14 protein-coding genes are annotated in these 13,507 nt (G+C 49.5%); 13 read left to right on the top strand and 1 reads right to left on the bottom strand.

Features of this window, described 5'->3' with window-relative positions; all coding sequences use genetic code 11:
• Positions 1-31 precede the first annotated feature (31 nt).
• Positions 32-997, top strand: coding sequence for a phosphotransferase family protein (locus DCC85_RS15425; RefSeq protein WP_108466399.1), 966 nt, complete (start codon positions 32-34; stop codon positions 995-997).
• A gap of 74 nt (positions 998-1,071) precedes the next feature.
• Here DCC85_RS15425 and DCC85_RS15420 read toward each other — a convergent pair whose 3' ends face one another.
• The gene (locus tag DCC85_RS15420) at positions 1,072-2,145 is read right to left on the bottom strand and encodes a M42 family metallopeptidase (protein ID WP_108466398.1); all 1,074 of its coding nucleotides are present in this window, start codon (positions 2,143-2,145) and stop codon (positions 1,072-1,074) included.
• Between the two features lie 406 nt (positions 2,146-2,551).
• Here DCC85_RS15420 and spoVAC point away from each other — a divergent pair, with 406 nt between their 5' ends.
• The 12 genes from spoVAC (at position 2,552) to yqeK (ending at position 13,308) form a co-directional block, all read left to right on the top strand.
• The gene (gene spoVAC, locus DCC85_RS15415; RefSeq protein WP_108466397.1) at positions 2,552-3,052 is read left to right on the top strand and encodes a stage V sporulation protein AC; all 501 of its coding nucleotides are present in this window, start codon (positions 2,552-2,554) and stop codon (positions 3,050-3,052) included.
• A gap of 2 nt (positions 3,053-3,054) precedes the next feature.
• Positions 3,055-4,077 (top strand): stage V sporulation protein AD, encoded by a 1,023-nt coding sequence (spoVAD, locus tag DCC85_RS15410; protein WP_108466396.1) that lies wholly within the window; start codon positions 3,055-3,057, stop codon positions 4,075-4,077.
• Positions 4,074-4,424 (top strand): stage V sporulation protein AE, encoded by a 351-nt coding sequence (gene spoVAE, locus DCC85_RS15405; RefSeq protein ID WP_108466395.1) that lies wholly within the window; start codon positions 4,074-4,076, stop codon positions 4,422-4,424. Before spoVAD ends, spoVAE begins: the two co-directional genes overlap by 4 nt.
• 217 nt (positions 4,425-4,641) lie before the next feature.
• Positions 4,642-5,598, top strand: coding sequence for an AAA family ATPase (locus tag DCC85_RS15400; protein WP_108466394.1), 957 nt, complete (start codon positions 4,642-4,644; stop codon positions 5,596-5,598).
• Between the two features lie 124 nt (positions 5,599-5,722).
• Positions 5,723-6,853, top strand: a complete 1,131-nt coding sequence (locus DCC85_RS15395; protein ID WP_234414196.1) for a DUF58 domain-containing protein — start codon at positions 5,723-5,725, stop codon at positions 6,851-6,853.
• Positions 6,846-9,089 carry a transglutaminase TgpA family protein gene (locus tag DCC85_RS15390; protein ID WP_108466392.1) on the top strand — a complete coding sequence of 748 codons (2,244 nt, stop codon included), beginning with the start codon at positions 6,846-6,848 and terminating at the stop codon, positions 9,087-9,089. Before DCC85_RS15395 ends, DCC85_RS15390 begins: the two co-directional genes overlap by 8 nt.
• A gap of 98 nt (positions 9,090-9,187) precedes the next feature.
• Entirely contained in the window at positions 9,188-9,715 is a 528-nt protein-coding gene (locus DCC85_RS15385) for a YqeG family HAD IIIA-type phosphatase (protein WP_108466391.1), read from the top strand.
• Positions 9,712-10,842: a ribosome biogenesis GTPase YqeH gene (gene yqeH, locus DCC85_RS15380; RefSeq protein ID WP_108466390.1), complete on the top strand. Its 1,131-nt coding sequence runs from the start codon at positions 9,712-9,714 to the stop codon at positions 10,840-10,842. The genes DCC85_RS15385 and yqeH overlap by 4 nt, the downstream gene beginning before the upstream one ends.
• Before the next feature lie 83 nt (positions 10,843-10,925).
• Positions 10,926-11,798, top strand: a complete 873-nt coding sequence (gene aroE / locus DCC85_RS15375) for a shikimate dehydrogenase (protein WP_108466389.1) — start codon at positions 10,926-10,928, stop codon at positions 11,796-11,798.
• 32 nt (positions 11,799-11,830) lie between these two features.
• The gene (yhbY, locus tag DCC85_RS15370) at positions 11,831-12,124 is read left to right on the top strand and encodes a ribosome assembly RNA-binding protein YhbY (protein WP_108466388.1); all 294 of its coding nucleotides are present in this window, start codon (positions 11,831-11,833) and stop codon (positions 12,122-12,124) included.
• Between the two features lie 43 nt (positions 12,125-12,167).
• Positions 12,168-12,743 carry a nicotinate-nucleotide adenylyltransferase gene (locus DCC85_RS15365; protein ID WP_108467903.1) on the top strand — a complete coding sequence of 192 codons (576 nt, stop codon included), beginning with the start codon at positions 12,168-12,170 and terminating at the stop codon, positions 12,741-12,743.
• Positions 12,727-13,308: a bis(5'-nucleosyl)-tetraphosphatase (symmetrical) YqeK gene (gene yqeK, locus DCC85_RS15360; RefSeq protein ID WP_108466387.1), complete on the top strand. Its 582-nt coding sequence runs from the start codon at positions 12,727-12,729 to the stop codon at positions 13,306-13,308. Before DCC85_RS15365 ends, yqeK begins: the two co-directional genes overlap by 17 nt.
• The last annotated feature ends 199 nt before the right edge of the window (positions 13,309-13,507 follow it).

The following is a 13,507-nucleotide window of genomic DNA, read 5'->3' as shown; positions in this document are numbered from 1 at the left end:
TTCTAATTATCTGTGGTAGAGGAGTCTTACAATGCATAGCAAAATGAAGAGGGCGCTGCAGCGTTCGGAGCTTGAACTTATGGTTGCCCAGTCTTTTGGGCCCGCTGTTTCAGTAGATGATGTTAGATTTTTAGAGGATGGGTGGTTCAATACGGCTTGTCTGATTCAGCTAAGCGGGGGCAAGGAGGTTGTCTTAAAGGTCGGTCCTCCCCCGGAAGCTGTTACGATGAGGTATGAACAAGGGATTATGGGGACCGAGGTTGAGGTGCTCAGACTCATTCAAGAAGCAGGGGTTCCGGCTCCGGAAGTATATGATTACAATACGGACAGAACGATTTTAGATGGTGAGTATTTTTTTATGCAGAAGCTGCCAGGGGAGCCTTACAATAAGATCAAGGAATCCCTTTCTGCTGAGCAAAGAGAAACTGTCGAGCAGGAGCTGGGTCGGCTGAACAAGATGATCAATGAGATTCAGGGAGACCGGTTCGGTAGTCCGGCCGCTGCAGACAGGCGTTACGGAGATTGGCCTTCCGCTTTCTTCGGAATGATGGAGGATCTGATGAAGGATGCGGAGGAATCGCATACACCTCTTCCTGCCTCCTCAGCAGAGATTTTGAAGCTTGTACACAAGCAAAGAGGTTATTTGGAAGAAGTATTAACTCCGAAGCTGGTACATTGGGATTTATGGGACGGCAATCTGTTTGTGGAGGAGGATCGGATCAGCGGCATTATTGATTGTGAACGGGCTTTGTGGGGAGATCCGCTCATGGAGCATTATTTTAGACGATTTGCGGATTCCAGAGCTTTTCACCAAGGATATGGTAAGCTGGATAGGACTCCGGGATATGAGGCGCGCAAGCTGCTGTATGATCTGTATCTTGATCTTATTTTGCATATTGAATGCGTATTTCGGGATTATGAGAATGATGGCCACCGGAAGTGGGCCAAGGATAATCTGTGGGCCAGCTGGCAGCAAATAGCTAATGATTTGAAATAGTTTCCCCGTAACAGCAAAAGACCTTTGCCTCGCTCGAAAGGAGCAGGTAAAGGTCTTTTTTTACTGCAAATTAATTATGCGTTCTCAAGAATTGTATTCAGTGTCGTTCGATCCAGACCTCGAACGAGCTTGATCAGCAATTCCTTGGCAGCATCGTAATCATCCGTATGGATGATGGAGGAGGACGTGTGAATATAGCGCGAGCAAATGCCAATGACCGTTGAAGGGACTCCGATTCCGCTTAAATGCACTTGCCCTGCGTCTGTTCCACCAGGAGAAACGAAGTATTGGTACTTGATCTTATGGGTCTCAGCAGTGTCCTGTACATATTCCACCATTCCGCGGTGAGTCAGCATGGTCGGATCGAAGATGCGCAGCAATGCGCCTTCACCAAGCTTGCCGAAGGCCCTCTTGTCTCCGGTCATATCGTTGGCAGCACTTGCATCTAAGCCGAAGAAAATATCAGGTTGGATTAGATTTGCCGATGTGCGCGCCCCTCTAAGTCCAAGCTCTTCTTGAACTGTCGCTCCAGCGTAGACGATATTAGGGAGCTTCTCTTTATGTAAAGCTTCAACGAGTTCGATAGCTAACCCCACTCCATAGCGGTTATCCCAAGCCTTCGCCAAGATTTTCTTAGGATTTACAAGCGGTGTGAACTCACAGATAGGTACAATCTGCAATCCAGGACGTACTCCAGCACTTTCCGCTTCTTCTTTGCTGTCAGCGCCGATGTCCAGATACATGGATTTGATATTTACGGGTTTGTTGCGATCCGCCTCACTTAGCAGATGGGTTGGAGTTGAGCCAACCACACCGACGACAGGGCCATTAGGTGTGATGATCTGCAATCTCTGAGCAAGGACGACCTGGCTGAACCAGCCGCCCAGTGTCTGGAAGGAAACCATGCCATTGTCGCTGATCCCGGTTACCATAAAGCCTACCTCATCCATGTGGCCGGCAACCATGACCTTAGGTCCTTCGTTATCCCCGCGAAGTACGCCGAATAGGCTTCCCAGCCGATCCTGAACAAACTCTTCGGTATATGCGGACAAACGTTCTTTAATCCAGCTCCGAAGCTCTCTTTCAAATCCCGGAGCGGAAGGGAATTCTGTTAAGTGTTTGAATAGATCGAGTGTCTTCTGTTCCATGTCAACTAATCTCCCCTTTCATTCCTTATAGTATGAACGATGGCAGGTTTATTGTCTATGTGCTTAGCTGGTAAAAGTATGCTGGGACTGGCACGGCAGGCCTTTGGCGGAATACACTAGAACAGGTCAGGAGAAGCGGAGGCGTTATGGTGATGATGTTAAGTCCTGCAGACCGGGAAGGGCTATTGATCCTGTTGCTATTTCTGCTGCTGATTATTGTGCTTCTATGGTTATAAAACATGCTAAAAAACAGTCTTTCTTGCCCGCAAGTTAGCGGCAGGCGGAAATGACTGTTTTTATTTTGTATCTCTTTAAAAGTGTGAACGTTTTACATAAAACGGACAGGGATGACGAATCCTGAAGGTATCTTGGTTAGTTATCAGCAAAAAAAGAGGAGGGCAAAACGTTGGCAACAAATAGTAAATCCGGCTCGGGGCTCCGGCTGAATTCATTGTCGCTGAACGAGAAGGAGTATAAACAAATATCGAAGAAGCATGGCCCTAAGCCAAATATTTTCATGAATTGCTTGCGGGCGTTTGTGGTTGGAGGTTTAATCTGTGTGCTTGGACAGGCCATCCAGGAATTTTTCAAAGCCGTGTTCAAAATGACGAATCAGGAAGCGAGCAGCCCCACGGTCGCTGTATTGATTATCATCTCTGTGATCCTGACCTGTTTTGGTGTTTATGACAAGATTGCTCAATGGGCGGGCGCCGGCTCGGCCGTCCCTGTAACGGGTTTTGCCAACTCGATGTGCTCCTCGGCGATTGAGAGCCGTTCGGAAGGCATTGTACTTGGTGTAGGGGCTAATATGTTTAAGCTTGCCGGTTCCGTCATCGTATTTGGCGTGGTGGCAGCCTTTATCATTGGTGTCATCTATGCCATATTCGGCATTCAAGGGGGCCATTAACTATGCTAATTGGTTCGCAAACCTGGGAGTTTAAGAATAAGCCTGTCATCATCGGGTCCTCCTCGGTTGTGGGGCCTGAAGAGGGACAGGGTCCGTTAGCTGAAGAATTTGATTATATCTATGACAATCTGGAGATTGATGAATCCACCTGGGAGAAGGCTGAGCGAAAGCTGCTGGAGCAGGCCAGCTCACTTGCGCTGATTAATGCAGGCATTAACAGAGAGCAGCTGCAATTCTTCATCGGCGGCGACCTGATGAATCAAATTATCAGTGCTTCCTTTGCCGCACGCCAGCTTGGTGTTCCTTATCTGGGAGTGTTCGGGGCCTGTTCTACATCTATGGAGAGCCTGGCGGTGGCTTCCATGATTGTGGATTCGGGGGGAGCACAGCATGTGCTGGCCGGAACAGCCAGTCATAATTGTACGGTGGAGAAGCAATTTAGATATCCAACGGAATATGGCTCTCAGAAGCCTCCTACCGCGCAGTATACGGTGACGGGCTCAGGCTGTGCCGTTGTGGCTGCCAAAGGAAGCGGCCCGCGTGTCACTCACGCTACAATTGGCAAAATACAGGACCTCGGTGTCAAGAATCCGTTCGACATGGGCACCGCCATGGCTCCTGCTGCTGCGGACACTATTGTCACACATCTTAAGGATACGGGCCGCACGCCAGCTGATTATGATTTGATCGTAACTGGAGACCTGGCTACGTTTGGGCACTCGATCGTTAAGGATCTGCTGAAACAAAGCGGTATAAATATGGAACAGACCGAATTTAAAGATTGTGGATTGATGATCTATGATATGAAGAAGCAGCCCTTTGTGCTCGCTGGAGGCAGTGGCTGCGGCTGCTCAGCGGTCGTCACTTACAGCCACATCCTGAACAAAGTCCGCAAAGGTGAGCTAAACCGCATTTTAGTCGTGGCAACAGGGGCTTTACTGTCACCCCTGTCTTATCAGCAGGGAGAGACGATTCCGTGTATTGCCCATGCGGTAGCCATCGAGAAGGAGGGGACAGGCTCATGATTTTTCTATGGGCGTTTATTATAGGAGGCTTAATTTGCGTAGTGGGCCAGCTGATGTTTGATGTAGTCAAGCTGACTCCGGCTCATACAATGAGCACGCTTGTTGTTATTGGAGCCATATTGGACGGTTTGGGCTGGTATGACCCGCTTGTTAAATTTGCCGGTGCTGGCGCCTCGGTTCCCATTACGAGCTTTGGCAACTCCTTGGTCCACGGGGCACTTACTGAACTTCATCGGGATGGCTGGATAGGCGTCATTACCGGAATCTTTGATGTGACGAGCGCCGGGATTTCCTCTGCGATAATCTTCTCCTTCTTGGCGGCACTAGCGGTCCGTCCCAGGGGCTAATTATCAGTATAAAATAATTTTCTCATCCCTCTTTCCGATCTGTTGGAAAGGGGGATTTTGGTTTGTTTTACGGTGTTTTGGAGCTTTTACATTTCTTTTTAGTAGAGTGTCTAATATACTTCTTCTTCCTTTTTCATGTACAATGAAAGATAGTCATCATTTTATATTTGAAAAAAATTCATTTATTTGAAGTTATCATACTAAGGAGGATACCGACATGCCCGCTACTCGCGAATCTATTGCCGTTATATCCGCAGTTAAAAATAACCTGGAATCCTGCATTCTTGGAAAATCATTTGAAATTAGATTGCTGCTTACCGCACTGCTGGCAGGCGGCCATGTCCTGATTGAAGATGTTCCAGGGACCGGGAAGACCCAGTTGATCAAGGCTTTAGCTAAATCTATGAACGGCGATTACCGGCGTATTCAGTGTAACCCGGATATTCTGCCGAGTGATATTACAGGTGTATCTGTTTTTCATCCCCATGAGGAACGATTTGTGTTTCGTCCAGGCCCGGTAATGACAAATATTCTGCTTGCAGATGAAATCAACCGGGCTACGACCAAGACCCAGTCCGCTCTATTAGAGGTTATGGAAGAACGGAATGTGACCGTGGATGGGGCAACATACCCGCTGCCGCATCCGTTTATGCTTTGTGCTACCCAGAATCCGATTGATTTCGAAGGAACCTACATGCTGCCAGAAGCTCAGCTGGATCGCTTTATGTTCAAAATTTCGATGGGGTACCCGGACGCATCCACTGAGAAATCGATGCTGCTATCCCATCAGGCGGGCCAGCCCGTGGATCAATTACAGCCCGTTACGGATATGGCACAAATCGCCGAGATTCAAAGGGAGATTCGGACGGTTCACATTCATGATACGGTTGCCGACTATCTACTGGAAGTTGTCCGGGCAACGCGGGAGCATGGTGCCGTGATGCTAGGAGCAAGTCCTCGCGCTTCACTGGCATTTATGACTGCGGCCAAAGCCTATGCTTTTCTGCAAGAAAGGGACTATGTGCTTCCCGATGATATCAAGGAGTTAGCACCTTATGTGCTGGGGCATCGCATCCTGCTTCGTCCTGAGGCAAGATTAGACAATCTGCACGCCGCAACAGTTCTGCAAAATATATTAAGACAGGTGGCTGTGCCTGTATCGGTGGGGCGCTGAGAACATGCGTGGTTTGAGTCTAGGTAAAAAGGATAAAAAGGGGTCGCGTAAATTTTTGGCGTTTGCTTTCGTGTGGGTTTCTTGTCTGTTATATGTATTGTTTCAGGGAGGAAAGACCTCCATTATGCTGTTTGTCATGGTCTCCTTGCTGATTGTGTATTGGGTGCTTCTAAGTCTAGGAAGGTTTCAAAAGATCAGGGGTTCTCGGACCTTCTCGCATGAGGTGGACCGCGGGGCATTGCAGGCTGGAGATCAGCTTCATATCCGTCTGAAGGTTGGGCTTTCCGGATTGATGCCTGCCTCCTTCTTTGTAGTCCGCGAGGTGTTAAAGCGCCACAACGGTGAATCCTGGTCGTTCGAGGAGAGTGTGCTTACAAAGCTGCGCGGCGGCGGCGAAATAAAATTTCAGACCCCACCTCTGGAGAGGGGCAGATATGCTTTCGAGAATACGGAGATCATATCAGAGGATATTTTTGGTCTACTGGAGCAAAAGCGGGTTAGCCGCATTCCCGGAGAATTTAGAGTGCTGCCTAGAATGATATTTATCCCGCACTGGCAGCTGTTTGACCGGAATTCACAGCGAGCGGGTACGGAGACGGCGGTATCGTTGTCGCGTCGGGAAACTACACAGATTAACGGAGTCCGGGATTATGTCTATGGAGACCGAATTTCGAGAATCCATTGGAATGCAACCGCTAAGACGGGAACATGGAAGTCCAAGGAATTTGAGCATGAATCGATGCCAAAAACAGTTCTGGTTCTGGATGGACGGAAATCCAGTTATGTTTCTGATGCGCAATTTGAACTGGCCATCTCCACGACAGCCTCGTTATTGGAATATGGAGCTCGTGAGAGAATGAGCATGGGGCTCTGTACTTTGGGGGACAAGTTTCAAGCGTTTATGCCCCAAGCCGGTTATATGGATCGTCAACGGATGCTGAACCATTTAGTGGACTTGGATGCGGACGGCTACGGGAATGCAAAAGCCAGGCTGGAACTTAGAAGCGATTTCTTCACCTCGGGTATGTTTTTTGTCTTTGTCAGCCCAGAAGCCGATGAGGAGATCCTGGACTTACTGGTCTGGGCTAGAGTGCGCCAAATGACGCCTTATCATGTGGAGATCGGCGACCCTCTGCATTCGGGTGAGAAGTCAGGGAAGTGGCAGACTATACTTCTTCAGCATGGGCTCCGCGGTGTCTATGTACCTTCTCTTCAAGAACTGCCTTCGGCAATGGGAGGTCTCCGTTATGGATAAAACATCGCGCTTTAGTTACAGCTGGTATTATGTGATAAGTATAATATGGCTGCTTGTCATTGCTTATCAGTGGCTGTCTTTTACAGATGAGGTTTGGTATGAGGAGACATCAAAGCTGGTTACTTTTACACTGTTAACGGTGGCCGTGATTGAGGCGCTCCCTTTCAAAGGTCTTTATAAATGGATATTGAAATTTATCGGAGTTATAGCCATACATCGTTGGGTGCTTGTGAAATACGGGGTATACCAGCCATATGGCCCTGTATTCCCTGATCAGGTTCAGCAATTTACTTCTAACTTAGTGCCTTACGTATGGTTCGCGGTAGCGGCATGGGCTCTGTTTGAGCTGGCCCTTCGTGTTGTAACAGGCAGGTATACAATTCTTTTCTTTGCAGGCTTGAATATTATCGCGTTTGGTATACTTGACTCCTTTACACCATACCGCTTATGGGTAGAGACGGCGTGGACGGTATTTGCAGGTATGGCTTGGCTTGTCTGCAGTCATTTCCGCCGATTTCAATTAAGGCATCCCCAGGGCTTTAGACATGTGAGGCGTCATCCACTGAAGATTGGGCTTAATATTGCGGTGATTTTCGCTTGTGTCCTATTGATCGGGGTCAGTATGCCTGCGGTATCCCCAATCCTGACTGATCCGTATTCTTTATGGGAGAGCTGGAAGGAAACGGGCAGCGGACAAGCTTCCTCGGACAAGTCGGATGGAACCCTTAGCGAGACCGTCCGTTCATCCTCTGGTTACAGCCGGGATGACAGCGAGCTTGGCGGCGGGTTTAATTACGACAGCACTCCGGTGATGTCGGTGACCTCTACGCAGCGCGCATATTGGCGTGGTGAGACGAGGGAATTCTATACGGGAGAGGGCTGGATTAGTACTGAACGAAGCCGGCAGTTCAACAGAGTAGGAGAGCAAGAGGATTTGTTCAACCAAGGCAGCACAGCGCTGCCGAGCGTAACCATTACCCAAAACATCACGATGCTCTCATCGCGTAAATATCCTGTTATGTTTGGAGCCTATGCCATTAAGAACATCCAGATTACGGATCAGAGCGCTGCGGGGTTCGTCCCTAATCTATTATGGAATCAGAAAGATGCTGAGCTGAAGTGGGACGGGTATAGATCGAATGCTCGGGGAAGCGATAAATATCCTCAGTCGTATTCCGTCACCTCAGAAGTTCCGGTCATTCCGGTGAGCAAGTTGGAGCAGCAAAGCTACACGGATTTGTTCGGCGCAGATGGCCCGGACATGAAAGCCTATTTGCAGCTGCCTGCCAATTACCCCCAGCGGGTCACAACTCTCGCTGAAGAGATTACAGCTTCTGGAGCGACGCCCTATGCCAAAATGGAGCTTTTGCGCAATTACCTCCAGCTTAATTATGGCTATACCAACACTCCCGATGAATCTAAAAGAGTGAGCAAAGATTTTGTAGAAGGTTTTCTTTTCGATGTCAAAGAAGGGTATTGCGACTACTTCTCTACTGCAATGGTTACAATGGCCCGTTCCGTTGGAATGCCGGCCCGCTGGGTGAAGGGCTACGCTCCAGGCCAGATTGCTGACACCAACCTAATGGAGCGCACAGCCTCTCAAGGAGTCAAGCCCGAAGCAGCTACCTATACGGTGACGAATTCTGACGCACACTCTTGGGCTGAAATTTATTTTGGGGAAGAATACGGGTGGATTACCTTTGAAGCGACACCTGGATTTGTTGCTCCAGTCGTAGCAGAGGAGCAAGAAGAGGAGCCGGCGGTAGAAGAGCAGCCTGAGGTGGAAGAGGAAGAGAGCAAGCCTGCGCCGGAACCTCAAATCGAGAAAGAGACGACGAATTATACTTGGATGGTTTGGGGTGCGGTTGGCGTTATTGTCGTATGGGCAGCATATATGCTGTGGAAGTATCGCACCGCTCTATATTTTACAGTGCTGCGTCTGCGCCGAGGGCGTGAACTTACTCCAGGCGAGAAGGTTATCGCGGAGTCGCGGAGCTGGATCGGTCTTATGAAGCGCCGCGGATACAAACGGCTTGAACATGAGACCCTTAGGGAGACAGTTGTCCGCTGGCAGCAGGATGAGCCTGAGATCGCCGGTCAGCTTGGCCTGCTGCTTCAGCAGTTCGAGAAGGCACGGTATAGTCCGCTCGAAGTAGCGGACGAGGAATGGCGCAGAACACAGCTGCTCACAAGACAGCTTCGGAGGCTGATCAAAAATAAACAGGTCAAGCGTTAAGCTTGAATCGCCCCGGAAGGCTTTGCCTGGGGCGGTTTTCTTTTTACTATATATCAAGATTATGGTATAGTTTGTCGTATGAAACCGAGGTGACACGATTGCTGGAAATATTCATGCCCAAACTGCGGGTAAATTCGGTGTTTGACATCAATTTGGAAGAGCTATATATGAAGGGATATCGGGGAATTATAACCGACCTGGATAATACGCTGGTTGGTGCCAAAGATCCGCTTGCTACACCAGAGCTCGCAGCATGGTTCGAAAATGTAAAGCGTTATGGTTTTAAACTTATTATCGTATCCAACAATAATTTGGACAGGGTGTCTGCGTTTGCGACCCCGTTAGATATTGAGTTCGTTCATAAGGCGAAGAAGCCTTCCAACAGCCCTTTCAGAAAAGCCATTAAGATGATGGATCTGAAGCCGGAGGAGACGGTGGTGATTGGGGACCAGATGATGACAGATGTGTACGGAGGCAATCGGCTTGGCCTGTATACCATTCTGGTGCTTCCGATTTCTATTATGGATGAAGGCTTCGGGACGCGGTTTAATCGGCGGCTGGAGAGAGTTGTAAAGCGGCGGCTGAAGAAAGTGGGATTATGGATTGAGGAGGATTCAGATCAATGAAACAGAATAACGGGGCTCCTGCCCTTCCGCACTGCAGCGGCTGTGGAATTCAGCTGCAGACGGTAGATACAGGAAAGCCGGGCTATGTTCCGGAGAAGGCGCTGGAGAGGGAACCTATCATCTGCCAGCGCTGCTTTCGCATTAAGAATTATAATGAATCCTCGTCAGTTACTCCTGACCAGGATGAATTTTTGCGTCTGTTAAGTGAGATCGGCACAAAAAACGCGCTGATTATTCACATCGTCGACATTTTTGATTTTCAGGGCAGCGTGATTGGAGGCCTGCAGCGATTTGTGGGCAGCAATCCTGTGCTGCTGGCCGTCAACAAGACAGACTTGCTGCCTAAAGTCAGCAACTGGAACAAAATCCGCAACTGGGTACAGAAGGAAGCCAAGGACCTTGGCTTGAAGGTTGCGGATATAGTGCTTTGCAGTGCCAAGCAGAATCAGGGCTTTGACCGTCTGCTGGAAGCTGTTGATCTGCACCGGGGGAATCGTGACGTATATGTGGTTGGTGCTACGAATGTAGGCAAATCTACGCTGATTAATCGTCTGATTCGCGATTACAGCGACCTGGACCAAGAGCTCACCACATCCCGCTACCCAGGAACTACACTGGATATGGTCAACATCCCGCTTGATGACGGTCATTATATCGTCGATACGCCGGGAATTATGTATCCTTCCAGATACACGGAGCTGGTAGGAGCACAAGACTTGGGGGTTCTTATGCCAGACAAGCCGCTCAAGCCGACCGTCTACCAACTTAATGAGGGACAGACGCTGTTCTTCGGAAGCTTTGGTCGATTTGATTTTATTCAGGGAAAAGGGCACCAGTCTTTCACCTGCTTCGTGAGCGGCCGTGTTCCGATCCATCGCACCAAGCTGGAACGTGCAGATGAGCTGTTTGCTAATCATGCAGGAGAACTTTTGTCTCCTCCGAATCCTGAGAATCTGGCTAAGCTGCCGGAATGGACGAGACATGAATTTAGAATTCAAAAAGGGACACGCTCAGATGTGTTCGTCTCAGGACTGGGATGGGTGAAAATAAACAGCGAGGAAGGTGCAGTTGTTGCACTTCATATTCCTAAAGGGGTAAAAACGCTTGTGCGAACTTCGCTGATCTAGTCCTCCTTGATGATGAGGGCTTAGGAGGCTGGTTGCTGAGGCAGTCAGCGCTCACGCCAGCCGTACGGAAGGAGAGAAGCGAAATGAGTAACTTAGCAGTACCTGTGAGCAGTTCCGGTTCTATGCTGCTCGGTGTGATGGGCGATCCGATTGCGCATTCGAAGTCGCCCGTTATGCATCAGGCAGCCCTGCGTCAGACCGGAATTCCAGGGGATTACGTTCGGCTTCACATTACAGCAGATCAGCTGGGAGAAGCTATTCTCTCCATAAGAACACTAGGGTTTCGGGGAGTGAACGTAACCGTTCCGCATAAAGTCAAGGTTATGGCCTTTTTGGACGAGATTGATCCGGCAGCGGCTGCAGTAGGTGCAGTCAATACAATCGTTAACAATAATGGTCGTCTAACGGGTTATAATACAGATGGTATCGGATATATTCGGTCGCTTAAAGAAGAAGCAGTGCCAGAGCTCTCTGGCAAGACAGTAGTCGTGCTTGGAGCCGGTGGCGCTGCCCGTGGGGTTATTCACGCACTTCTTACCGAGGGTCCAAGGACAGTAATTGTAGCCAACCGAACGAAAGAGACGGCCTCGAAGCTGTGTGAAGAGTGGCAGAAACTCGGCAGCCTGGAGGCCTGCTCTCTTGAGGAACTGAGTGAATGGGTTCCCCAGGCGGATGTGGTCATTAATACCACTTCTGTCGGGATGTCACCTAGAATTGAAGAAAGTCCGCTGGATACGTCTTTGCTGCCTGGTGGCACCGTTGTCAGCGACTTGATCTATAACCCGCTTAAGACCAGGCTGCTGCGTGAAGCTGAGCTTCGCGGCTGTCGTATTCACAGCGGCTTGGGAATGTTTGTTTACCAAGGGGCTTACGCCTTTGAGTATTGGACCGGACAGCCGGCTCCCATTCCGGCGATGCGAAATGCCGTATTGGAGCAGCTTGACGGCCAGGAATGATTTTTGAATAAGAATAGGAGTAATGAGTACACATGCTAACAGGCAAACAAAAACGATTTTTGCGCGCGATGGCGCATCATCTGGATCCGATCTTCCAAGTAGGAAAGGGCGGCACCAACGAAGGGGTTATCCGCCATATTGAAGAGGCGCTGGAACGACGTGAATTAATTAAGATTTCTGTGCTGAACAACTGCCTGGACGATCCGAAGGATATTGCGGCCGAGCTTGCTGAGGGTTCCGGTGCTGAGCTGGTACAGACCATCGGAAGAACCATCGTACTGTACAAAGAGTCCCGAGAGTATAAGCAGATCGAGCTGCCGAAGTAATGATAGGGAGGATGTGCCGGTGACAAAGCGAAAAGTCGGAATTATGGGCGGTGCCTTTGATCCGATTCACTGTGGACACCTGCTGGCCGCTGAGGCGGCAAGGGATCAATACAAGCTGGAAGAGGTATGGTTTATGCCCTCCCATCTTCCGCCTCACAAGGAGAAGGCTGGCGTGAGCGGGCAGCAACGGATGGACATGGTCAAAGCCGCTATTGAAAGCCATCCTGCCTTTAAACCGCTAGATATTGAGCTTGTGCGCGGGGGCATTTCTTATACGATCGATACGATCCGAGAGCTTCGCGGATTACATCCGGAGCTCGATTTTTATTTTATTATCGGTGCAGATATGGTGAATTACCTGCCCAAGTGGGAAGGAATTGAGGAGCTTGTCCGCCTGCTGACTTTTATCGGACTGCAGCGACCGGGAAGCATGCTTGAGCTGGATACACTGCCGGAGGCGGTTCAATCTGCCGTGCTTCTGGCCGATATGCCGCTCGTGGACATCTCCTCCAGCTTGATCCGCGCAAGATTGCGGCAGGGACGGTCAATCAGGTATATGGTTCCGGAACCTGTATATGACTATATGATGAGGAGCGGAATTTATGGAATACACCCGTGAAGAGTTGATTAAAGCCGTATCCGGTCAAATGCCGGAGAAGCGCTGGAAGCATACTGAAGGGGTCATGGCCACATCCGTTCATTTAGCATTAAAATACGGGGCCGATCCCGAAAAAGCCGACTTGGCGGCGCTTTTGCATGATGTGGCGAAGTATTGGCCCATTGATCGGCAAGAAGAGATCATTCGGGAGAACGGGTTGAATCAGGAGCTCCTTGAGCATGATAAGCAGCTGCTCCATGCCGAAGTAGGCGCATTTGTCGCGAAACGGGACTATGGAGTGCTTGACCAGGAGGTACTGGATGCCATCCGTTACCATACCTCGGGCCGAGAAGGAATGACCTTGCTGGACAAAATCGTGTGTCTTGCGGATTATACAGAGCCTGGACGTGATTTTCCGGGAGTCGAGAGAATCCGGGAGCTTGGAGAGAATAGCCTGGAGGAAGGCCTGATTGCAGGCTTTGACTCGACGATTTCCTTTTTGCTGGAAAAAGGAAAAGCGATCTTTCCCTTAACGGTCCTTTCCCGTAATGATCTGATTCGCCAGTTGAAGGCTGCTAGACGATAGTGCTTAAGTGTAGTTTTTGCTGCGAAATAACTCAGTGAAGCAGATGCTTCGCAAAACTAGGCGTATGCTTACGAAGCAGTTTTGCTGCGAAATAACTCAGTGAAGCAGATGCTTCGCAAAACTAAGCGTATGCTTACGAAGCAGTTTTGCTGCGAAATAACCCAGTGAAGCGTATGCTTCGCAAAACTTTTAGGAGGTA

It is taken from the genome of Paenibacillus sp. CAA11 (assembly GCF_003060825.1).
In the GTDB taxonomy this organism is placed as follows: domain Bacteria; phylum Bacillota; class Bacilli; order Paenibacillales; family Paenibacillaceae; genus Fontibacillus.
This window is presented reverse-complemented; position numbering and strand designations above follow the sequence as displayed.